Origin of the sequence: Bacillus sp. 5mfcol3.1 (assembly GCF_900114335.1) — a bacterium.
In the GTDB taxonomy this organism is placed as follows: domain Bacteria; phylum Bacillota; class Bacilli; order Bacillales; family Bacillaceae_G; genus Bacillus_A; species Bacillus_A thuringiensis_S.
Genome location: NZ_FOST01000001.1, coordinates 1,259,787 through 1,282,460 on the forward strand (window position 1 = coordinate 1,259,787; position 22,674 = coordinate 1,282,460).

The following is a 22,674-nucleotide window of genomic DNA, read 5'->3' on the forward strand; positions in this document are numbered from 1 at the left end:
CACGAAAAAGGGTGATTGCTCTTGTTTGAAACAACCTATTTAGCCGGTGGCCGATTAGATCCACCTTTTCATCCGACTAAAACAGAACCATTCATACCTGGTTTCATTATGGATTCCACATCATTTAAAACGGATGAAGTGAAATATACATTACCTGCAGATATGGAGATTTACGCAATTAGTGTTAGTTCTTCCATTTACGAATTAGATGATAAATGGGATTTAATCGTAAACGGGCAAACCGTTTGCCAAGATATTTATACAAAGCGGCTTCCGGAAGGGATGCACTTTATGGTTTATAAAGCAGTTAAAGCAGGAGACACAATTGTATTTCGATTCCATAACCAAGGAATTCTTGATAAAACAGTTTGGTTTGAATTGCACTTTTTAAGATAAGGGGGCGTATTGATGAGTTTTGCTGTTACCTATATGGCTGGTGGAAGATTCGACGCACCTTACTTCCCAACAAAAACAGAGCCATTCATACAAGGGCGAAGAGTTGGTATACATGATGAAATTCATGTAGATAAGTTTTCATTACCATTCGAAACAGAAATGATTGCTTTTTCTGTTGCCGCTTCACATTACAGTGATTCGGACTACTGGAATTTATTTATTAATGGCCAACAAGTATTTAAAGAGGTTTATGTAAAAGATGTGCCGGAGGGATTTAATTTCTCCATTGTAAAACCTATACCTGCTAATGCAGAACTAAAGTTTGAATACCACAATTCATCTGCAGAGAAAAAAGCTATATGGCTTAATTACCAACTATTAAGAGATTAGGAGCGTGAAATAGATGGCATACGTTGAAAAAATGTATACAGAAGGCGAATTCCAAGACGAAATTGTTAAATTGGTAATCGCTAACGGATGGAAGAAAGTAAAATCGTTTTTCAGAGCCGTTTATCCGGATTTAGATATAAAATCCGACGATGATACAAAATTTGAATTCGGCATGAGTAAGCACATGCTAGTGAAGAACAATAGCGGTTCTATTTATGGAATTGCTCAAATTTCAAAATGGTCACTTAAAAAGTCAGAGATTAAATACAACTTCACAAATGAAGAAGGAAAGAAAGCTTTTGCTGAAGACGGTAAAAAACGTCTAGAAAGCGGTAGGGATCGTTCTTGTTTTTATGTTTACATGATTGAAAAAGAACCAAGCGTTGCTGAAGAAGGTGTACTTGTTCTTCCTTATGAATCTAATAAATTCGAAAAAGTATTATTAGATGTAGAATTAACCAAAATAACAGTTACTCCAAAAGTAAATAATGGTATATCTTACAAAGTTTACTCTTATGACGAAGCAGAGACACAAGTCATGATGTCCCCTTGGGTGAAAGTAACATTACGAAATACGAATTTACAAGGTATCGATGCTCAAACAAATTGGTGGCCGGATTCATTGGTTCGAATTAATGGCCAAGTTGATGAAAGCCGTGTTGTTTTATTAATACAAGCTGATAATACACCAGCCTTTGAAAACAATGTGGTTCCAGTTACACCGCTTTATATGGGCCAATTAGAAAGCTATGCAAATGATGATACATTAGGTGACGCTTTATGGGCGGGAACAGCCTTTGATAATGGAAACGAAGCAGCATCACACAAATTCGATTTTAACGATACGAAACCATATAGAAATGTAGAAAACTACATGCCTGTCATGAAGTCTTATCCACGTTCCCCTGGTAACGGCATTGATAACGTAATTATTAAACGTTCAAGATTAGGAGCAAGATACCAGGCCCATTTTATTGCTTGGAATGTAGCACCTAATGCAATGCCACCAGATCGTGTTGGTAAAGATGGCGGTCAATATTCACTAGCATGGCAATCACAAGATAATGACGAATACAAATATCAATTTAACCCGTCTGTTTATAGCAATAAAGTACATACTTCTCGTGCTTATATTGTTCATCCAGATGAAGGTGTACGTGGATATTTACCTTATATGATCCTATTGTCTCCGCTAGGTCTATTAAATGGCGATAGATTAAAAGTTAGAAAGAATACTTGTCCGGATTCACACGACATTTACAAATTCTTTAATGTAGATGCTATTTCACCAATTACAAAAAGACCTGCTACAGCGTATCGTCCTGCTGGATTAGGTATTTTTGAGAAAACAGTATAAAGGAGTGTACATATATGTGGTTTGATAAAGTCGTATATTTACAAACATTACCGCAAGAATTAGAAAAACTATTTGCTGATAACGGTTGGAAACGAACGCTATTTTTCCAAATTAAGAGCGGTATTTCAAAATTTATTGATGTAAGGTTATTTGAATCGTTAGGAAGTGATGGAGAACGCAGAAGATTCGGTATAGCAAATGCGTATGATACTGCGGATTCTGATTTCACTGATAGTCGGTTTATTTCTGCAGATTCGCCATTAGGTAAATTAGGGATGGGGGATGGAGTAAAGAAAGACTTCTCTATCCCTGTTTCTCCTGTTCTTGGCCCTTCTGTCATTGTATATGTAAATGGGTTTGAGCAAGAAAAGAGTAAATATAAGGTGGATGCAACTACAGGAAAAGTAACATTTACTACCGCTATTGCAAAAGGCGATAAAGTAACATGCGAATACAGATTAGCTACCAACACATACGAGCCAAACAATGACATGCTGCTATTCACTTTCAATCGATACTTTATTGAAAAAGAGATCCTTTCCGGTGATAAATTAGGGGAATTAGGAAAAGGAAATGGAACAAAAAAGAACTTCGCATTACCATTCCCTAACTTTGACGAAAGCAGGGCCGTAGTTTACAAAGATAATACTATTGTTGATTCTAGCGAGTACTCGTTCACTGAAACGGAAATTGTATTTAAAACCGCACCTGCAGCAGATACAACAATTAAGATTAGCGGTATTTATTTCTTATTACCAAAAGAAGACGGGACACTGGATGCATTAACCGCAAAAACGAGCTTTGATGTACAAAAGATGGAGAGCATTATGGGGGAAGTATATTCGACAATTAATTTTGTAAATCCATCCCCTTATACATCAATTAGTTTTACACCAGAGCAGCGTTTCTCTAAAGAATTGAATCGTGACTCTGTTGTTTATCTGTATGGAAATGCAAATAAAGACCGCATGGTTATGTTTATGCGTGTAGATCCAACACCTAATCCGGTTCGTGCCTTATTCGTACCGCTGTATATTGGAAAACTGTATACATTTGATGTCGCACCAAGAAAAAACATGGTGATTTTAAGTGGTTGTAGACCTGGTGATCAGTTTTCATATTCTCCAAATAAAAAAGTCGGGAATGCGCCACTTGATTACGGTTCTGATACATCAAATGGTAATGAAACAGTTCAATTATCACAATCAAGTACAGGAGCCATGTACCAGCATCATTATTTAGCTTTCATTACTCATGATATGTCAGTAGATAGTGGACAAGGACGCTTTAATCCATCGGTTTATAGTGGTAAATATCATTTATCTCAAATTTATATTGTGCATCCAAATGATGGCTATGTTGGAAAGCTGGATGATGTATATGCAGTACATCCGAAGAACATCCAACAAGCCGATGAACTAGAAATTGAAAAAACAGTTGTAGATGAAGTACTTGGACAAGGTGACGGACACCGTAAAGTATTTCATTTAGAACATAAGCCAAAGGGCGAAACGTTAAGATTATTCATTTCATGTAAAGAAGTAGAAAAAACAGATTATGTATACAATGCAGAAGATAAGACCGTTACATTTAACGAAGCACCGGTTATTGGTTCTGAAATCACAGGCGCTTATGAAATGGCTCAATTATATCGTTACACATTACCGACAACGCCCGTTTGTCCTATGACACAAGCGAAAGCAACACCATTTAATCCAATTGGTTTAGCAATCTACAAAGAAGATATTTAAGCATAAGGGGGTAGCAGAAGAATGAGTGAAAAAGTTTATTCTATTGCTTCCCCTTCTATATGTACCAAAGAAAAAAGTCATGTTGTTGTCGTTGGTTCTGGACCAGATCGGAATGAAAAAGTTTATTCTTTTTCTATTACACCAGCGAATACAGAAAATAAAAATGATGTTGATTATCCAATTTGCATTGCTCCTTATGCGAGATATAAGGCTGTTAAAGAAGATAACGTAGGAGTAACCGCCACAAAAGTAAGAGCAAAAGGGATTTTAACAGATGTTGTAGAAAATGCATTGCGACAAATAGAGGTAGAAGCCTACATTTCAAATACAACTGATTTTGATTTAAATCGAAATATAAATGTGGCCAACATTGAAATGCAGCATTCGCAACGAATGGACAGTATTTCTGTTCAACTAATTTCTACAGAAGCATCGCAACAACATAGACGAATTTTCGATATAAACCATATCGAAGGGGTAGAGAGCGAAAAACCAAACGAGATAGAGGCAATGGTACACGCTTCTGATGAAACAAGTCTTATAACGAATGAATATGAAGCTGCACCGATCATAAAGCATGATTTACTAAAGGGGAAATTACGTGAATTCGCTGCAGGTGTAGAAGTATTACCAGAATGGGTTAATGTTGCGCGTATTGTATACGGTGAGGGTTTTTATAATGATCTTATGGCCGACAGAGTTACAAAGGATTATGAAGCTATATCAATGCATACTGAAACGAGCGATATTGTTACCAGGGAGCTAAAAGCTACACATGCAGAAGTTACTTTATCTACTGCAGTTCCGAATATATTACCTGTATCCATTGTCGAAAATGAAACTGGTGATATACAGCAAAAAGAAATACTTCTTCATGCTCCGGCACAATTCGAATTTGGTGCAAAAGAGCGAGAAGTTAAAGGGATTATAGAAGAATTTGATTTGTTCAATGGTATGGGTATACCGGTTTATCTTCCGGATTATGATTTATTTACTCGTATGCAAAGAGACATTGAAACATCTATCGCTAAACAATATGAGTTGAATCGTGTAGAAGAAATTGAAAATGTGGACCTGCTTCCTTATGAAGATATTGAAAGCGCGTATTTAATTCGTGAAATAGATGTAGAGCAAATTAACCTGGATCAAACTATTCGAAAAAAGGAAATTGCTGCAGATGTTATTGCAAATAACGAAGTAAGCAAGAAAATAAATGTATTTGATACTGAAAGAAATGAATCTACATCATTTACAAGAACAAAAGAACAGTATGCGAATGTAGATACAACACACACATTTGAACGTATCGAAGAAACACTTAATTCTGTTTATGCCGATCAACAAGAATTCGCAAATAAAGAAAATGCATTTACTGCAGCTATAGAGGTAGGACAAGAAGTTAAAAATGCTTCACGGGTATTATCTGTTAAAGATATTTCCGGAACTGACGATGCAAATAAACCGCAAAACATATTCGAGATACAGACAATTGTCGCAGAAGAAGCAGAAAGGTTACATGAAATAAATGCCGGTATTTCTGATGCAGATTATTCTCATCGTATCTTAAAAGAATTACAAGGCGTATCGCCAAACGTTACATTTGCAGAAGTGAAAAATGAGCTACAAGCAACTGTAGTTGAACTGGAACAAGCTGATAAAGAAGATAATGCAGCACTTACACATGTTGATGAAATTTCTTCATTCGGATTAAAAGAACGCTTACTTATTACTGATGTAAATACTGATGAAGTTGCCAATAAAACCGAAAAAGAATTACAAGCTATCATAGAAGAGTTTGATTTATTCGAGGGCCTTGGTATTCCCGTATATCTTCCAGAATTCGATTTGTTTGGCCGTGTTAAAAAAGAACTAGAAACACGTATTACCTTACTTAACGATTCATCTAAATCACTAAATGTGATGCAAATGAAGCTAGATCAAACAATTGAATCTGAAAAAGCAATGAAAGAACATACAACTGCAGTAATTGAAGCAGTGGCTTCTGACATCGTTCCAATTATCTTAGATGCTGAACATATATCATTAGATATTTCTTATAAACAGGATACACAACAAGCTCTTATTACAGAGCAAGAAGCTTTTACCGGTATACGTGAATTTGAGGGCGGAATAATCTCTGATATAACACCAGCTGATAAAGAAGTTATAACAACAGATACAAAAGTAATTGAAACTGTACATGCAGCAAGGGAATCTGAACGATATGCAATCGTTAGTGAACAAGAATTATTAGAGCGACAGGCCATTGCAGACGCCGTGACTAACGAAGTAGATACATTCGATAGGGAACATGAATTAGAAAGCGTTACAGAGGAATATGAACGGTTTGAACGTATACCAGAACGAGAATCAGTTCTAGAGGATAATGAACTATTCAAAATGGAGAGAGTACTAGATGCAGAAAAACCAGATGAATTAATAATCATCGAAAAGGAAAATGATGATCCGAAGTTATGGCTGCGACATAGTCGTCAATCTTGGTGGACAAATTCAAACTGGAAAAAAACAAGATAAGCAGGAGAGTATACAATGGCCAATCAATTAGGAAAAAGTCTACTAAACCCAGAATCCGGTTGGACACGAGAGTATTGTAGTTTAGCAAACGTAGGTCCAGGTAAGTTTTTTTACGATGTGCCACCATATGGCACTAGTAATGAACAGGATGGAAAATGGGATGTAGTGGGCGATGATAGAGATCTTACTAATGAAAGTGCCTGGTTTGTAGGGAGAAAAGAGGGCCGCACATTTTCATTTAAGTTTACTGGAACATCTTTGCGCATAATGCTTAAAAGATGGCATGAACACAGATTTAACATTGAAGTCAGTATTGATGGAACTAAGTTTACTGGTTCTGTTCCTGCTACTTCTAGTTCTTTTCATGTTTGTTTTGAAAGACTAGATTTAGTGAGAGGTGAGCATCTCGTTACAGTTACAGCAAAAGGCTCCGCTCTACCACCAGGAACACCTGGACTTATTTATACATTTTTAGCTGCTATTGATTACGCAGATTTAAGCGCTAAAGTTGGTGATGTATTAAAAGAACCGGAACCAGGTTGGAAACGGTTTGATGATATGGATAGCAATATTCGGTACACAGGACCTTGGTTTCATAATAGTAATGCGGTAGGTGACTCTAATAATACGTTGTCATACAAGAACTCAAATCATGGTACTGAACCTACAAAATGCGAGTTCGTATTTTCTGGAAAGGGAATTCGCATTATTTCTAAATACATCAATAGTACAAGTTATAGAGATCCAATAAAAATCACTATAGACGGTTCTTCTGAAACTTACACACTTTCTCCAAAATCAACTATTCTTCAATGTTTAGTTTATGAGAAATTGGACATTGAACCTGGAATTCATACAGTTGTAATTGAAGCTCAAGATAATATTATAGATGCTATTGACGTATTACAGGGAGAATTACTATCACCAGATTTAATTAAAAAGCCTAAAGTATCCTTGTATGAAAAAGAAAGCGGAAAAATATTTGTAGATGATTTTGATTCCGTAAATCCAAAATGGCTTATGTCACCATCAAATGCATTTAACAACGCTGTAAAAAAAGGATTCCTACGTATGAATCATTCTGTAGATAAAGACGTTATGCTATTAATTGACAGACCACAAGACAACTTTGCAATCCAAGTTATTGCGGATTATGCTCCTACAAAAGAAGGAGATGAAGGTGGCTTACTGATTTATCAAAATGAAAAGAATAAAGTAGAGTTCCTTGAATCCTATTCTGCTAATGGTTCACAAAGCAATAAAGAGTGGATGGCATTATGCAAGGAAGATCAATGGGACTTTTACACAAAGACAGATACATTTTTTGATTATGTGGATAACGATTCATTAGCAGCAAAAAGAATTGGTGTTGTTTTAAAAAGAGGAACTGCAGAGGGATTTGTACCGCTAGACATCAATAAAATTATTATGACAACAAGCAATATGTTACGTCTGCGCCAACTATATGAAAATTATAAGGTTGTATTAAAAGATACTGCAGATAATATCCTGTCTACTAACATTGTAGCTGCAGCTCATACAGGCATTGATATTCTACTTCCTTCTTTAGAGTTTGAGGGAATCATAGAAATATATGATGAGGAAAACGAACTTATAGCAAAGAAACAAGCTACCTTTTACGGTGGGGATATGTATTGCACGGGTTCATCCCTACAAATCAAAATGAATAGCGAAGAATTAAATACAACGGATCCAACGAACTTAGGTTACATGGTGAATAACGAGCGTATTGTAAAAATGACAATCGTAAATGATAACATCGGTGCTGCTACAAATATAAAACTATCCATTCAACAGTACATGGAGAAAGTCGGTTACACCTGGGCGCTTATTTCGTTAGATGGGACAAGCTATTTAAATGAAATACAGATTGATTCAGTAGCCGCACAAAGCACGCGTGATTTTTGGGTAAAAGTTGTAAAGGATACAAATTTCCTAGCATTTGAACCATTTTATTTTAATATTCATCTAAAACATAATTGAGGTGAATACAATATGGGAACTGTAATGAAATTATATAGATATACATCCGAAAGTGAGATTACACCGTCAATCCTTATTGAAAGGAATATACAAATTACAATTGAACCAGGAAAAACTCTATATACTCCATTGGATGTAGGTTGTAACAAATACGATATTCGCACGATTCAAGTTACAAATGATTCAAATGTTGAAGCAATGTTATTTATGTACGATCAAAAAGAGAATGGGAATCAAGTCTATAAAAGCTTATCAGAAAAAAGAACATATGATATTTTGGCTATTCCTTGTGAGGATAAAGATCATACAAACAAGGTACATCTTTATATAGAAAATAGGGGCGTGGCAACCTCTACTTTTAATGTTTCTATAAAAGCGATACGTTTAAGTTAAGGAGGAACATACAGAATGACAAATAAAATTTGTAAGTTACACAGACTAGAGCGAAGAGAAGTCTTTATGAAGATTATCGATGAAATGAAAAAGGCTGGATGGCAGCAATTAAATGCTGATGCGCCATCAAAAGATAAAATTTATGTCATGTACTCAAGCGGCAACGACGGTATGAAGAACCATTCTATAGAATTACGTCCATTTGATGCCGTTAATGCAAGTAGCCAAGATATTATAGCAGGTAAATATTCCAATTTTGATATAAGGGATTCTGCTAATTCTGTTACTGATGCAAGCTTTAGATTAATTGAACGATATGATAAAGAGAAGGACGTTACCTATGGAGGACCTGGTGCGTTCTATCCATTATGTTTTCATCAAGGGAAAACAATTAACAATACTAGTGTTACTACTATTAGCAAACCAATTGCTATGGTGGACCTATATTTATACGTTGATAAAGACATTGTTATCTATTGTGTTTATGAAAACGATGATAATCTTCCAGAACGAAAAGGGAAGACGGTAATAGGATTATTTGGTATTCCAGATGAACTATATCAACAAGAACAATTCACACCTATATCTTCTCCTTTTAGTGTCTTAGTGAGTGCTTGCCCAAAGTGGGACCCTTATGCAGCACTGGTGGCTGCTAGAAGTAAACTTATATATGAGGGATTAAAAAATGTTTCTGTTCCTATTTTCATTTGGGATAAGGTATTTTTAAAGGCACCATCTTTAGAAGGAAATATAATATTTACATCATTTTTTATGGGAGATAACGTAGATGGATTAAGAGCAAAATTTGATGGCCTTTACACATATAGGGGTTCAAATTTTGTAATTGGTGATATCGTTGAAATTTCTCAAGATGGAGAAGTCCAGAAATATAAATTATTTAACACCTACTACTCAAGTGTATGGAGTTCATTTTCAGAGTACAACATTGCATTAAGAGTAGAATAAGGCTGGTGATTTTATGACAATAAAAGGCATAATAATTCAACCAAAAACACTGTATCCACCCGTACAACGTAAACCACAAATACGCAAAGGCTCAAAATTAGAAATCAGTGACATGTATATTACAGGGGTGAGACAAACCACCACACGAAAAGGGGTTATGTTTAATTTCTCCCGAAACGAAAGCAATACTACTGAAAAAGCAGTAATAAAACCACCACGTGCTGAACCACTAGAATACGCGTGGAAGAAAATGAACATATAACTTTATCGAAATTGAGCGTGCTGCAGCACGCTTTTTTATTTTGGTCAAAATTTGAAAGGAGGTGAGAACTTGGAAAGAATTCACGAACTCATCAAGGCATGGAATATAAGCGATGTTATTACAAGTACTCAATTTAAAGTAGGTGGTGCTATCGGTGGTGGATTAGGAACAATAATTAATTTACTCTATGGCAAAGCTAATTTAATTTGGATATCAATTTACTGCTGGATTATCATGCTCGACTGGATTACGGGTAGTAAAGCTTCAAAGCTAGACGGAACATACTCATCACAATATGGAATTGAGGGCATCACGAGAACCGTGGTGCTTTTATCATTACCAGCCCTTGCACATTTATTTGATATTGCTCTTAAACTACCTGATTTCTTTTTCTTCATGGTAGTCGGTGGATTGAGTTACCACATTTTTAATAGTTTCGCAGCAAACTGTGCGCGAATTGGCTGGGAAAAATGGATTCCTGCATGGTTATTAGAAAGTGTAGCATCCGAAATTCAAGCAAAGATTCAAAGAAGTGATGCACGAAAAGAAAAACATGCTACCAAATAAAAAAATACACGCCTTACATAAGGAGAGCATTGTCAAAAGACGGTGCTCTTTTTGTTTGGCAAAAAGGGGAAACACACAATGAAAAAACCAATTAAACTATTTAGCTCATTATTTATGACTCTATTACTCTTATTTTCGTTTGCTACGGCTTCTTTTGCGGATAGAGTACTAATTATCCAAGACTTACCGAAACAAGCATATCGCTACGGTGTGGGCGCTTATGAGGGCGTTGTGGCACATAGTACAGCAACACCAGAAGCACCAGCGATTAATATTCGAAATTATGAAGCTAGAACATGGAGAAATGCATTTGTACACTATGCTGTAGATTGGAACGAAACAGTCCAAATTGCCGATACAAAATATGTGGCTTACGGTGCTGGACCATATGCAAATAAAAGATTTGTTCACGTAGAACTTTCTGAAACTAGCAACCCAGATAAATTTAAATCTTCTTACGAGCGTTATGTAAAACTATTAGCTAAGATTTTAAAAGATAGAGGGATTCATCCAAGCAAAGGTTTATGGACACATAAAGATATTACTTACAAATTAGGTGGAACTGACCACGAAGATCCGATTGATTACCTTCGCAGTCATGGTGTATCAGAATCACAATTCAGAGCGGACGTACAAAAAGCGTATGAAGGCTCAACAGTTACAGTTAAACCAAAACCACAAGAACCATCACAAAACGTTGTAGGCGAAACAGGAGTAGCTTATATTGATGGATTTAACGTAAACCTAAGAAGTGGACCATCAACAAATTATGGTGTTACCCGTCAATTAAATAAAGGAGAAGCATATCAAGTATGGGGAAAACAAGGTGATTGGTTAAATCTTGGCGGTAACCAATGGATTTATAACAACCCATCTTACATTAAATATCAAGAGGAACAAACTACTACTTCAAGTTCTGTAGTAGGAAAACGTGTTGCTTCTAAAGTGGACGACCTTCGTTTCTATGACTCTGCTTCTTGGTCTGATAAAGATGTAGCAGGAACGGTAGATGAAGGACTTGGATTTACGATTGATGCTAAAGTATCCGTTAATGGTTCACCACAATACAAAGTACACAACAGTAAAGGCGTAACATACTATATAACTGCAAATGAAGCCTATGTGTATGTGAAGTAGAGAAAAAGGTCTACTCAATATGAGTAGACCTTTTTTATAAGTTTCTAGAAAATAACGTACAAATAACTATTTAGAATAATTTTCAAACCCCTTGCTAATAACTACAAGTCCTATTATGAAAGAAAGTGTTCTTATTATTAATTCAGCAACTAGCAAATCACCCATAGTCTTTGAAACATTATATAATTCACCAGTAATAATAATTGGTGCTATGATTATTAGTATTCCTATTAGAATTTGAATGAACAGAATATATTTAGGTTGCAGAGAGATCACCTCCATTAAATTAGCATGTATAATGAACTTAACATGTAATTAAGAAGTAATCGATCATTTAAAAATTTATCAACTTTAAAAATATACATATCCTTCTTTATAAGTATATTTATAGTGACTCGTCGCATAAGATGCATTAAAACCTACACTTCCTGTCTTCCCTACAGTAATGGATACATTGCCATTAAAAGTAGTTGTGCCATTATTATGAAAATCACCATTAACAATATAGAAAATTCTGTTAGGATCCTCTAAATTTGCTTGAACTGTACCACTGAACGTTTTAGAAAGACCATTTGCATCTCTATTCATATTAATATGTTTTATTTCCTTAATACCCCTGAAGCTTCCACCCCATTCATTTGTTTCACAATAAAACCTTAATGAAGGGCTATAGAAAGGTGTTACTGAAAAATTGGTTGTTAGTGTTCGGTACGTAGCGGCAAGTGTTGCAGCAGATGATTGCCCACGAGCTTTCCCCTGAGCCATGAGTTGCTGAGAAATTTCTTCTCTAGGTTTATTGGTATCTGCAGCAATTTGATTAACAAGTTCCCCAAACGTTAGTACCTCACCTATTTGTACATTCGATTGATCTGTTAAATCTAATACATTACCTTTTTTTATAGTAGAATCAACTGTGTTATTCTCAGCTGCGCTTGCAATTGTTCCTCCTCCGAATATAGCAAGAGATAATCCTGCAACACTTAAAACTTTACTAATCTTTTTCATTTTTCATACCTCCTAAAATATTAATTAAGACAATATCATGCTAATTTACCTTTATTTGTTAGCATAATTCAGATATTAACCCCAAAATAATGGGAAATAAATACTTATAAACCAAATAATTACCAAAAATTTTCGACAAATAAGGTTCACGCTATACCATTACTAGCATTACAATTAGTTTTATATAGATAATTCTTTCTTTACAATCTAACGATTTACCGATGTTTTTACGTCAATTGATAAAAATTAAATTAAATATTCTGGATATTATTTATAAAATTGTTTTTTACAACTTATTACAATTAAACTTTGTTATGATTGATTTTATATAAACTAAATAAAGGAGATTGCGTTATGATAATTCTGAATAATGAAAAAGTTACTAGACTATTAAATGAATGGTATAAGGTTATTCTATCTAAACAAATAACAAAGGCGACAAGAATGAAAGAAGAAGTTGATGAAAAGATTAGTGTCTTAATGGTCGAACAAAACCGAGATTTACAAGATCAAAATCTCTTATTGTACTATTCTCTATTGGATTATAGTTATAAAGTGTTAATAAATAAATCATATGTAACTCGTAGTGATTTTGATGCAGTTGAAAAACTTACAACAAAAACTATTGATGAGTATTTAAGATACTACTACCATTTCTATAAAGCTGTGCATAACACTATGATTGCTAACTATATGGAAGCGATGGAGCAATTTGAAGAAGCTGAACGACTTTTAGAGTATATTCCTAATGACATTGAAAAAGCTGAATTTAATTATAAACTTGGTGAACTATATTACCACCTTCAACAACCTTTATTAACAATTAAGCATGTTATGAAAGCAAAAGACATATACAAAAAACATGAAGATTATATAATAAATCAAATTGAATGCGATACAATCCTAGGCTTGGCAAGTGTCACTTTAAGTCAGTTTGAACAAGGAGAAGAGCTTTTTGTTAAGTGCTTGGATATGGCTAAAAAACATAACTGTACTCGACTAATTACCTTAATTCAATACAACTTAGGTTTTCTTTATGCAAAACAAGGTATATCCGCAACTGCAATTCGACATTTAATGGATGTGTATAAATCTGAAAAACCATATCATAAAACTGTATTCTTACTGGCTCGAGAACATTTCAAAATAAATGAAATTGAACAAGCGCAAGAATTTTTGACTCAAGGTTTTGAATTAGCTGACGTTGAATATACACATCATTTACGAATACTTCGAGCACAATACGATGAAAGTTATAAGCAGAATTTAGAAACAACGATTGCAGATGGACTAAATTACTTCGAATCCCAAAAACTTTATGGATTTATGGAAGAGTACTCTGGAATTTTAGCGAAAAAACTTTATCAAGAAGGTAATCATGAGAAGGCTAGCCAATACTTTAATATATCTTATGATGCTAAAGAATTACTTCAGAAGGGAAGTGCGTTAAAATGAAAAAAGTACTAATAGGATTTTTTAGTTTTGCTGCTGTTTTAACTATTGGAAGCTTTACTGAAACTTTTACATCACAAGCTGATCATGGTAGACCGCCTGCACCACAAAGACCAGATTATATTTCTAATGTGGCCGATTTTGATCACGGTAGACCACCTGCGCCGGCATACGAATACGGCGATACTTATATTGATCATGGTGAGCATATCTAAAACAAAAAGAGGACGTGATATATACGTCCTCTTTTTGTTTTATTTTAATTACGACCAAATTATATTTAAAATAATATAAGGAGTAATGTTCTCTAGTATATCAATCCCATCAATAATAATGTCTGGGTGTGGCTTGCTATCAAGAAACTGTCCGAGTGGCAACAGGAAAAAGTGTTAGTTTCTCATATAAATCTCATAATTGAGAATGGGTTTAAATAACCGGTGCAACAACAGCGAAATGCGATTCGTATATTTGCACACATTTTGCTCACATTTTGTTCACGTACTATATAAAAAAGTACGAAAATCTATAAAAATAATTATTTCAATAAAATTTTTTCTGGATTTCAAAAAGTGCCAAAACCCTTGTGATATAAGGGTTTTGGCACTTTTGTGTTTTTTGTATTTTATCAAATAAACAATCCTAAAATTGTTCATTCTTTTCCCAAGATTCAACGATATAATGTGCAATCGTCGGATTGAAGCCTTTACCAACTAAAAACATAATCGCAGCAACTTCTGTTAATGCGTGTTCGTGTGATGTATGTTTTGCTTCATTTAAACCGTAATCTACCCATGGTTTTACGAAATCTAGTACGGGTTTCTTGAAAGGTAAAAACTGTGTACCGACAACTTGTTGAATTTGTTGTTGTGTTGGTTCAGTAATTGGTCCAGGTGGTAAGATTTGTGGTTGTGTAATGTCTAATGTTGGTCCTGGCGGTAAAATTTGTGGCTGCGTTGGATCTATTGTTGGTGGTTTAGGTGGTGAGACACGTGCGTCGTAGTTTGGTTGATACATTTGTTGTTGGTATTGCGGTTGTTGTGGTTGAGTTGTGTATGGGTTTTGTGGTGCTGCATATGGATTTTGTTGATATGGTTGTTCTTGGTTTTGTGGTGCTGCATATGGATTTTGTTGATATGGTTGTTCTTGGTTTTGTGGTGCTGCATATGGATTTTGTTGATATGGTTGTTCTTGGTTTTGTGGTGCTGCATATGGATTTTGTTGATATGGTTGTTCTTGGTTTTGTGGTGCTGCATATGGATTTTGTTGATATGGTTGTTCTTGGTTTTGTGGTACCGCATATGGATTTTGAGGATATTCATAATTTGGACGTGTTCCATATGGATTTTGTTGAAATTCAGTTTCTTGATTTTGCATTGTTGCATATGGGTTTTCGTCATATTGTTGTTCTTGCTGTTGTAACTCTTGTTCTTCGTATTGTTCTGTGTATCTTTGTTCTTGTTGTTGAGGGTAAAATGGTTGCCTTGGATAAGGCGGTTGATTATTATAGAACATATTTATTCCTCCTTCATGATGATGCCTACCACCTAGTGTATGGGCAGACAAGAAAATATGTGATGAAAAAATGCGGGCGTGTTACAATAAGTAACTGGGTGAAGATAAAATGACAAAACAAGAAAAAATCCAAAAAACAATTACTTTTGTAAAACATATTTTAGAAAAAGATGCGAGTGGACATGATTGGTATCATATTGAGCGTGTACATAAACTGGCGATTTCTTTATCTGAGCAAGAAGGTGGAAATCGTTTTATAATTGAAATGGCAGCATTACTTCACGATGTGGCAGATGAAAAGCTAAACGAAACTGAAGAAGCAGGAATGAAAAAAGTTTCAGATTGGTTAGAAGAGTTACGTGTTGAAGAAGAGGAAAGTAAACATATTCTTCATATCATCGCCAATATGTCTTATAAAGGTGGCCATGGCGGCACACTTGAGTCGCTTGAAGGGGAAATTGTTCAAGATGCGGATCGTTTAGATGCTCTTGGTGCAATTGGAATTGCACGTACATTTGCATATGGCGGGGCAAAAGGGAGATTAATGTATGACCCAACTATTCCGCCGCGTGAAGAAATGACGAAAGAAGAGTATAGAAAAAATAATGATCCATCTTTAAATCATTTTTATGAAAAACTTTTGAAATTAAAAGATTTAATGAATACGAATGCAGCAAAACAAGAGGCTGAAATTCGTCATCGTTATATGGAACAGTTTATTGAACAATTTATGAAAGAGTGGAATGCACAAATATGAAAATGTTAACTGTGGAAAACTTATCAAAATCATATGGAGAAAAACCGTTATTTGATGGATTATCATTTAGTATTGCAGAAGGACACCGTGCCGGAATTATCGGTGTAAACGGAACTGGTAAATCGACGTTATTAAAAATTATTGCAGGGGCAGAAATTCCTGATACAGGTGATATGACTCATTCTCGTGGGTATACAATTAGTTATTTATCACAGCAACCAGAGTTTGATGAACAACTAACAGTGCTAGAGCAAGTCTTCCATGGTGATACTCCTTTAATTCGTCTTCTTCGTGAGTATGAAAAGGCGCTATTACATATCGAAAAAGATCCAAGTAATGAAAAAGTACAGGAACAATTATTTGCAGTGCAGCAACGTATGGATGCAATGAGTGCATGGGAAGCAAATGCAAATGCGAAATCTCTTTTAACGAAATTAGGAATTACGGACTTCACTGCAACTGTTGGAAATTTATCTGGTGGACAGAAAAAACGTATTGCGATGGCGCAATGTTTTATTGAAACACCGGATCTATTAATTTTAGATGAGCCTACGAACCATCTTGATCATGAGACAGTGGAATGGTTAGAGGAATATTTAGCTCGATATAATGGTGCAGTATTACTTGTAACCCATGATCGTTATTTCTTAGATCGTGTGACGAATCGTATTTTCGAATTAGATAATGGAAAACTGTATAGTTATGAAGGGAATTACAGTACGTTTTTAGAAGCGAAAGCACTTCGTGAAGAACAAGAAATTGCGCAAGAATCAAAACGTCAAAACTTATATCGCCGCGAACTAGCATGGATCCGCCGCGGTGCAAAAGCCCGTTCAACAAAGCAAAAGGCACGTATTCAACGATTTGATGAGCTAAAGGGCCAAGAAGGGCCAGCTGCAAAACAGTCAGTTGATATTGCACTTAGCGGTAGCCGTCTTGGGAAAAAAGTACTTGAGTTAAAAGATGTGACGAAAAAATTTGGTGATAAAACGGTATTAAACAACTTTAATCATATCGTGAAACCAGGCGATCGCATCGGAATTATTGGGGCGAATGGAAGCGGGAAATCTTCGCTATTAAATATGCTTGCAGGTAAGTTATCTCCTGATAGTGGTGAAATTGAAGTTGGGCAAACTGTAAAAGTTGCTTATTATACGCAAGAAAATGAAGAAATGAATTTAAATCAGCGTATGATTGAATACATTAAAGAGATTGCAGAAGTTATTCATACAACAGATGGAAAAGTAATTGGTGCATCTCAAATGTTAGAACGTTTCTTATTCCCGACTCATTCACATGGTACACCGCTTGGTAAACTATCTGGTGGTGAAAGAAGACGTTTATATTTATTACGTATTTTAATGGGAGAACCAAACGTACTTTTACTTGATGAACCTACGAATGATCTAGATACACAAACATTAACAGTACTAGAAGATTATTTAGAAGATTTCCCAGGTGTCGTTTTAACTGTATCGCATGACCGTTACTTCTTAGATAAAGTAGTAGATGAACTGTTCATCTTTACTGGCGGAGGCGAAGTGCGTGAGTTCCTAGGTAGTTATACAGATTATTTAGAAATGGAAAAAACGAGAGAACTTATGGAGAAAGCGGAAGTTCAAAAAGAGAAAAAAGTAGTAGAAGAAGCTCCAAAACAACAACGTAAACGTAAACTTTCATACAATGAGCAGCGTGAATGGGAAACGATTGAAGATACGATTGCCGAACTTGAAGAAAAAATTGAGTCAATTGGAGAAGAACTTGCGAAAGTTGGATCTGACTTCACAAAAGCACAAGAATTATCTGAAGCACAGCAGAAAACAGAAGAAGAGCTAGAAAAAAAGATGGAAAGATGGAGTGAACTATCAGACATGGTTGAAGGATTAAAATAAAAACAAGCTGCATATATTGAAAAGTAAAGAGAAAAACTTTACACTATTGGTAGAACCTATTTTAGGAGGGAAAAAATGAGAACATCTAATCCAATGTTGAAAAAAGAGGCATTCCGTAAAGAGGGAGCAAGCGCTTCTGCGATGACAATTGGCGGAACAGTAGGCAAAACGTTCATTATGCTTATCTTGCTACTTGCAACGTCTGTCTATTCATACATACAGATGATGCAGGGGACGATGAAGATGCCAGTATTAATTGGTGCTTTAATCGTTGCGGCAATCATCGCATTTGCGTCTATGTTCTTCCCGCGTATTTCACCTTTTGGTGCACCAATCTATGCAGCGGTAGAAGGGGTTGTGTTAGGAAGTATTTCAGCAGTTTATACAATGAAATTTGGCGATTCTATCGTTTTAAATGCTGTATTACTAACAATCTCAATTCTATTTGCAATGTTAGTGTTATATGCAACACGCGTAGTAAAAGTAACGGATAAATTCCGTACAGGCGTTATGGCAGCAACACTCGGAATTCTGGTTATGTATTTAGTCGTATTCCTACTAAATATGTTTGGTGTAACTGTTCCATACATTCACCAAGGTGGTACAATCGGTATTATTATTAGTGCAGTTGTTATTGTAGTTGCTGCATTAAACTTATTACTAGATTTCGATTTAATCGAAAATGGTGTACGTAGTCAAGCTCCGAAATATATGGAGTGGTACACTGCAATGGGACTAATGCTTACACTAGTTTGGTTATACTTAGAAATTCTTCGTTTCGTTTCTTACTTTACGAAAAATGACTAATAAAAAAACCTGCATGAAAAATGCAGGTTTTTTTATTTTCAAAGATATATTGAACGTATGGTATAATATGGATGTTATCAACTTGAATTGAAGGAGATGGAATATGATGAAAGGGAAGAAGGGGATTATGAAAAAACTATTTTCTAAAAGTTTTTTCATAGAACTAGATGAAGCTTTAACGTATCCATCATCTGAAGTTATTACTTCAGCGATTGAAGGATATGCAACTGAATGCAATGAAAGACTAAAATTTGAGAGTAAAGTTAAACCGATTACTTTTTACTTAGAAAATGTAATGTACCGTGCTGAAATAAAGATGGCTCGCGGAGGATATTACATATCTTGTACTGAAGTGTAATAAATTTTGAAACCATACATGTTTGAACTATGTATGGTTTCTTTTTTTGTTTTGTAAGGTCTAAATTAATACTTTTTACTTACGGATACATCATTTTGTGCTTTTTACCATTCATCCATTTCTCCTTACAATGGAGAAAAATATGTGAGGTGGTATAACTTATGATGAATAGAGTTGTATTAATCGGTAGATTGACAAAGGAGCCAGAATTATACTACACAAAACAAGGCGTTGCTTATGCAAGAATATGTATTGCGGTGAATAGAGGATTTCGAAATAGTTTAGGTGAACAACAAGTCGATTTTATTAATTGTGTCGTTTGGCGAAAATCGGCTGAGAATGTAACTGAATATTGTAAGAAGGGATCACTTGTTGGGATTACAGGGCGTATTCAGACGAGTAATTACGATGATGAACAAGGCAAGAGAATATATAGAACTGAAGTTGTGATTGAGAGTATTACCTTTTTGGAGAGAAGGCGGGAGGGGGCATCGTAATAAAAGGTGATTTTAAGTAATAGCTACGGAAAAAATTGTGGAAAGTATTTTAATAAACTTAAAGAAGGAGTACCGCCAGCTTTTTTTGGAAAACAAGTAAAGAGTATACAAAATTTTATTACGTTTTTCGGCTAATCCAGTAACAATCGAGAACCGTAAAACCCATGCGAGGATAGGAATGTATAAAAAGAAGAATCGAGTGATAGAAAATAAAAAAGGGGATCCTTTCTGAGAGTAAGGAATCCCCCTTTTTATTGTTTCTTGCAAGTGAATTATTTAAATTCTTGTCTATATAATTTAAACGAATAAATAGCTCCAACGAAGAATACAAAGGCTTCAAATAATATAAAGATTTGACGGAAATTCTCAATATCTTTACCAACTAAAGAAATAAATATGCAATTCATTAGAATTTGAGTAGTAAACATACAAGAAATAATTTTAAAATGAATAGGAGTTGTTCTTTCATCTGGTTTACCAATTTTTTTGTAAATAATAATAAGTGTAATTACTGAACCCAAAAATAGAAGTGCTGTAAGTCCTACAACGATATTGAAATTTCCTGTACTTTCTAACATCCATTTATTTAATAAATCAATCATTATTATCTTCCTTTCCTACATAAGAGAATATTTCGTTCTTCTTTTTCACTATAATAAAAAAAGAAAAAGGAAAACATCGAACTTTCTTACAAATACTCGTGTATTCTTACAGTTTTGTCATTTTGCAAATGTATTCATCGCCTTGTCTTTCACTATTTTCTTTGGAAAACATAGTGAATTACGAGAAAGAGCGCTACAAGATCAACTTCCGAGAACGAAAAATATGTAAATAAGCTGTCTATATGGACAGCTTATTATATTTTTTTGCTTAGCGTGTGTTTTTTTTAATACTGGCGGTACCTCAAGAAATGGATAAAAAATAAAAAGCATCGGAAACGAAAGCTTTTAAAACCTCATTCCTAATTTGAAATGTAAAAAGAATGAAATAGTATGGTAGCGGGAAGAAAGTAGTAAAATTAAGCATCCGAGTAGGAGTATAGAGTGATAACATGTTACAATACAGCTAAGAACACGCAATAAAGGAGAGTTTTTTACGTGAAGATTAAAGCAATTGAACCGACGCCAAGTCCAAATACAATGAAAGTTATTTTGAATGAAGTATTACCATCAGGAGCGCGTAATAATTATACAAATGAAAATAAAGAACAAGCACCAATGCAAGTGCAAGAAATTTTGAAAATTGAAGGCATTAAAGGTGTGTATCATGTAGCTGACTTTTTAGCAGTCGAGCGAAATGCAAAGTATGACTGGAAAGTATTATTACAACAAGTTCGTGCTGTTTTTGGCGAAAAAGTAGTGGAAGAAAGTGAAGAACAACAACTGTCTCATTTTGGAGAAGTGAAAGTGTTTGTTCAAATGTTCTTTACAATTCCAATGCAAGTAAAGTTAACAGATGGAACATCGGAAGAACGCGTTGGCTTACCAGATCGTTTCAAAGAATCAATTATGAAAGTACAAATGTCTGCACCAAACGTTGTAAAAGAGCGTAAATGGGTAGAACAAAGTACACGTTACGGTAATTTTGAAGAAATCGGGAAAGAAGTAGTAGAAGAGATTGTTGCTGCTTATTCAGAAGAACGTGTAAATGAAACGGTTAAAGAATTATTAAATCAAGCAGGTGCTGTTGAAGTAACGATTCAAAAGCGTGAGCCATATAAAGTAACAGAAGAGATGATGAAAGATTCTGACTGGAAAAACCGTTTTGCAGCATTAGAACAAATGGATCCTACTGAAGAAGATATTCCAGTGTTGAAGATGGCGTTAGATGATGAAAAAGTTTCAATACGCCGTTTAGCAACAGCGTATTTAGGTATGGTAAAAGGTGATGAAGTATTACCGTTATTATATAAAGCGTTGTTAGATCGCTCTGTAAGTGTTCGTCGTACTGCAGGAGATTGTTTATCAGATGTAGGTGATCCGGCAGCGATGTTCGTTATGATTAAATCTCTGAAAGATCCAAGTAAATTAGTACGCTGGCGTGCAGCGATGTTCTTATTTGAACTTGGAGATGAAAGTGCGATTCCAGCATTAAAAGCAGCGCAAGATGATTCAGAGTTTGAAGTAGCGATGCAAGCACGTCTAGCATTAGAGCGTATTGAAGGCGGAGAAGAAGCAAAAGGTTCTGTATGGAAACAAATGACGGAGTCTCGTAAAGGGGAATAATGTATGATTGTTTTCTATGATAGTTGGTGTCCGATGTGTACGGCCGTTGCAGAACGTACGAAAAAATTAGATAAAAAGGGTAAGATGAAATTTGTTTCATTTCGAAATGAAGATGTAGTTGAGAAATATAAGCTTTCTCAAGAACTACAAAGTAAAATGGAACAAAGACTGTATATTTTTAAAAATAATAAGTGGTATGACGGCATTCAGAGCATAGATGTATTAGCAAAGGCCGTTCCATCTTATTGGTTTGCAGTTCCTTTTATAAAGCTATCTATCGTACTTGGTTTTGGAAGTAAAGTATACGATTATATCGCTAATAATAGAAAACTTGTTCCAGTGGGACATTGCCGCGGTGGGGTTTGTGAAATCCCTACAAAAAAATGAAATCATCGTTATCTTTCTTTTGCA

General features: G+C 35.0%; 24 protein-coding genes. 20 read left to right on the forward strand and 4 right to left on the reverse strand.

Annotated features, from left to right (window positions below):
- The first annotated feature begins 21 nt into the window (after positions 1-21).
- The 11 genes from BM089_RS06615 to BM089_RS06665 all read left to right on the forward strand — a co-directional run bounded on the left by BM089_RS06615 (position 22) and on the right by BM089_RS06665 (position 11,758).
- Positions 22-396, forward strand: a complete 375-nt coding sequence (locus BM089_RS06615) for a hypothetical protein (RefSeq protein ID WP_000464284.1) — start codon at positions 22-24, stop codon at positions 394-396.
- 12 nt (positions 397-408) lie between these two features.
- The gene (locus BM089_RS06620; RefSeq protein WP_090976379.1) at positions 409-786 is read left to right on the forward strand and encodes a Low copy number virion structural protein; all 378 of its coding nucleotides are present in this window, start codon (positions 409-411) and stop codon (positions 784-786) included.
- Between the two features lie 13 nt (positions 787-799).
- Entirely contained in the window at positions 800-2,143 is a 1,344-nt protein-coding gene (locus BM089_RS06625; protein ID WP_090976381.1) for a hypothetical protein, read from the forward strand.
- A 14-nt stretch (positions 2,144-2,157) separates the two neighbouring features.
- Complete coding sequence (locus BM089_RS06630; RefSeq protein ID WP_090976383.1) at positions 2,158-3,894, forward strand: hypothetical protein; 1,737 nt, start codon at positions 2,158-2,160, stop codon at positions 3,892-3,894.
- Between the two features lie 21 nt (positions 3,895-3,915).
- Positions 3,916-6,429 carry a hypothetical protein gene (locus tag BM089_RS06635; RefSeq protein WP_090976385.1) on the forward strand — a complete coding sequence of 838 codons (2,514 nt, stop codon included), beginning with the start codon at positions 3,916-3,918 and terminating at the stop codon, positions 6,427-6,429.
- A gap of 15 nt (positions 6,430-6,444) precedes the next feature.
- Positions 6,445-8,433: a hypothetical protein gene (locus BM089_RS06640; RefSeq protein WP_090976387.1), complete on the forward strand. Its 1,989-nt coding sequence runs from the start codon at positions 6,445-6,447 to the stop codon at positions 8,431-8,433.
- A 12-nt stretch (positions 8,434-8,445) separates the two neighbouring features.
- On the forward strand, positions 8,446-8,826 hold the full coding sequence (locus BM089_RS06645) for a hypothetical protein (protein WP_090976388.1): 381 nt from the start codon (positions 8,446-8,448) through the stop codon (positions 8,824-8,826).
- Between the two features lie 15 nt (positions 8,827-8,841).
- Positions 8,842-9,792 (forward strand): hypothetical protein, encoded by a 951-nt coding sequence (locus tag BM089_RS06650; protein WP_090976390.1) that lies wholly within the window; start codon positions 8,842-8,844, stop codon positions 9,790-9,792.
- Between the two features lie 13 nt (positions 9,793-9,805).
- Positions 9,806-10,054 (forward strand): hypothetical protein, encoded by a 249-nt coding sequence (locus tag BM089_RS31870; protein WP_090976392.1) that lies wholly within the window; start codon positions 9,806-9,808, stop codon positions 10,052-10,054.
- 69 nt (positions 10,055-10,123) lie between these two features.
- Positions 10,124-10,621: a phage holin family protein gene (locus BM089_RS06660; protein WP_090976394.1), complete on the forward strand. Its 498-nt coding sequence runs from the start codon at positions 10,124-10,126 to the stop codon at positions 10,619-10,621.
- A gap of 78 nt (positions 10,622-10,699) precedes the next feature.
- A complete protein-coding gene (locus BM089_RS06665) occupies positions 10,700-11,758 on the forward strand; it encodes an N-acetylmuramoyl-L-alanine amidase (protein ID WP_090976397.1) in 1,059 nt (352 codons plus the stop codon).
- Between the two features lie 66 nt (positions 11,759-11,824).
- On the opposite strand, the gene BM089_RS31875 is transcribed toward BM089_RS06665, so the two are convergent.
- Complete coding sequence (locus BM089_RS31875; protein WP_090976399.1) at positions 11,825-12,040, reverse strand: hypothetical protein; 216 nt, start codon at positions 12,038-12,040, stop codon at positions 11,825-11,827.
- Between the two features lie 69 nt (positions 12,041-12,109).
- Complete coding sequence (locus tag BM089_RS06675) at positions 12,110-12,763, reverse strand: hypothetical protein (protein ID WP_000724005.1); 654 nt, start codon at positions 12,761-12,763, stop codon at positions 12,110-12,112.
- A gap of 354 nt (positions 12,764-13,117) precedes the next feature.
- Here BM089_RS06675 and BM089_RS06680 point away from each other — a divergent pair, with 354 nt between their 5' ends.
- Both BM089_RS06680 and BM089_RS06685 read left to right on the forward strand, forming a co-directional pair.
- Positions 13,118-14,218 carry a response regulator aspartate phosphatase gene (locus tag BM089_RS06680; protein WP_175495683.1) on the forward strand — a complete coding sequence of 367 codons (1,101 nt, stop codon included), beginning with the start codon at positions 13,118-13,120 and terminating at the stop codon, positions 14,216-14,218.
- The gene (locus BM089_RS06685; protein ID WP_090976404.1) at positions 14,215-14,430 is read left to right on the forward strand and encodes a hypothetical protein; all 216 of its coding nucleotides are present in this window, start codon (positions 14,215-14,217) and stop codon (positions 14,428-14,430) included. Before BM089_RS06680 ends, BM089_RS06685 begins: the two co-directional genes overlap by 4 nt.
- Before the next feature lie 424 nt (positions 14,431-14,854).
- Here the strand turns inward: BM089_RS06685 and BM089_RS06690 are convergent, their stop codons facing one another.
- Positions 14,855-15,727 (reverse strand): hypothetical protein, encoded by an 873-nt coding sequence (locus BM089_RS06690; RefSeq protein WP_090976406.1) that lies wholly within the window; start codon positions 15,725-15,727, stop codon positions 14,855-14,857.
- A 109-nt stretch (positions 15,728-15,836) separates the two neighbouring features.
- On the opposite strand from BM089_RS06690, the gene BM089_RS06695 reads away from it, so the two are divergent.
- The 5 genes from BM089_RS06695 (at position 15,837) to BM089_RS06715 (ending at position 20,038) form a co-directional block, all read left to right on the forward strand.
- Positions 15,837-16,484: an HD domain-containing protein gene (locus tag BM089_RS06695; protein ID WP_090976408.1), complete on the forward strand. Its 648-nt coding sequence runs from the start codon at positions 15,837-15,839 to the stop codon at positions 16,482-16,484.
- Complete coding sequence (locus tag BM089_RS06700) at positions 16,481-18,376, forward strand: ABC-F family ATP-binding cassette domain-containing protein (RefSeq protein ID WP_000783192.1); 1,896 nt, start codon at positions 16,481-16,483, stop codon at positions 18,374-18,376. Before BM089_RS06695 ends, BM089_RS06700 begins: the two co-directional genes overlap by 4 nt.
- 75 nt (positions 18,377-18,451) lie before the next feature.
- Positions 18,452-19,183 (forward strand): Bax inhibitor-1/YccA family protein, encoded by a 732-nt coding sequence (locus BM089_RS06705; protein ID WP_023521797.1) that lies wholly within the window; start codon positions 18,452-18,454, stop codon positions 19,181-19,183.
- A 103-nt stretch (positions 19,184-19,286) separates the two neighbouring features.
- On the forward strand, positions 19,287-19,541 hold the full coding sequence (locus BM089_RS06710; protein ID WP_053564643.1) for a DUF4318 domain-containing protein: 255 nt from the start codon (positions 19,287-19,289) through the stop codon (positions 19,539-19,541).
- Positions 19,542-19,702: 161 nt separating this feature from the next.
- Positions 19,703-20,038: a single-stranded DNA-binding protein gene (locus BM089_RS06715; RefSeq protein WP_000982013.1), complete on the forward strand. Its 336-nt coding sequence runs from the start codon at positions 19,703-19,705 to the stop codon at positions 20,036-20,038.
- Positions 20,039-20,310: 272 nt separating this feature from the next.
- Here BM089_RS06715 and BM089_RS06720 read toward each other — a convergent pair whose 3' ends face one another.
- Entirely contained in the window at positions 20,311-20,640 is a 330-nt protein-coding gene (locus BM089_RS06720) for a 6-aminohexanoate hydrolase (RefSeq protein WP_065483389.1), read from the reverse strand.
- Between the two features lie 495 nt (positions 20,641-21,135).
- Here BM089_RS06720 and BM089_RS06730 point away from each other — a divergent pair, with 495 nt between their 5' ends.
- Together BM089_RS06730 and BM089_RS06735 are read left to right on the forward strand one after the other, a co-directional pair.
- Positions 21,136-22,263, forward strand: coding sequence for a conserved virulence factor C family protein (locus BM089_RS06730; RefSeq protein WP_090976410.1), 1,128 nt, complete (start codon positions 21,136-21,138; stop codon positions 22,261-22,263).
- Between the two features lie 3 nt (positions 22,264-22,266).
- On the forward strand, positions 22,267-22,650 hold the full coding sequence (locus BM089_RS06735; protein ID WP_000634891.1) for a thiol-disulfide oxidoreductase DCC family protein: 384 nt from the start codon (positions 22,267-22,269) through the stop codon (positions 22,648-22,650).
- Positions 22,651-22,674 lie beyond the last annotated feature (24 nt).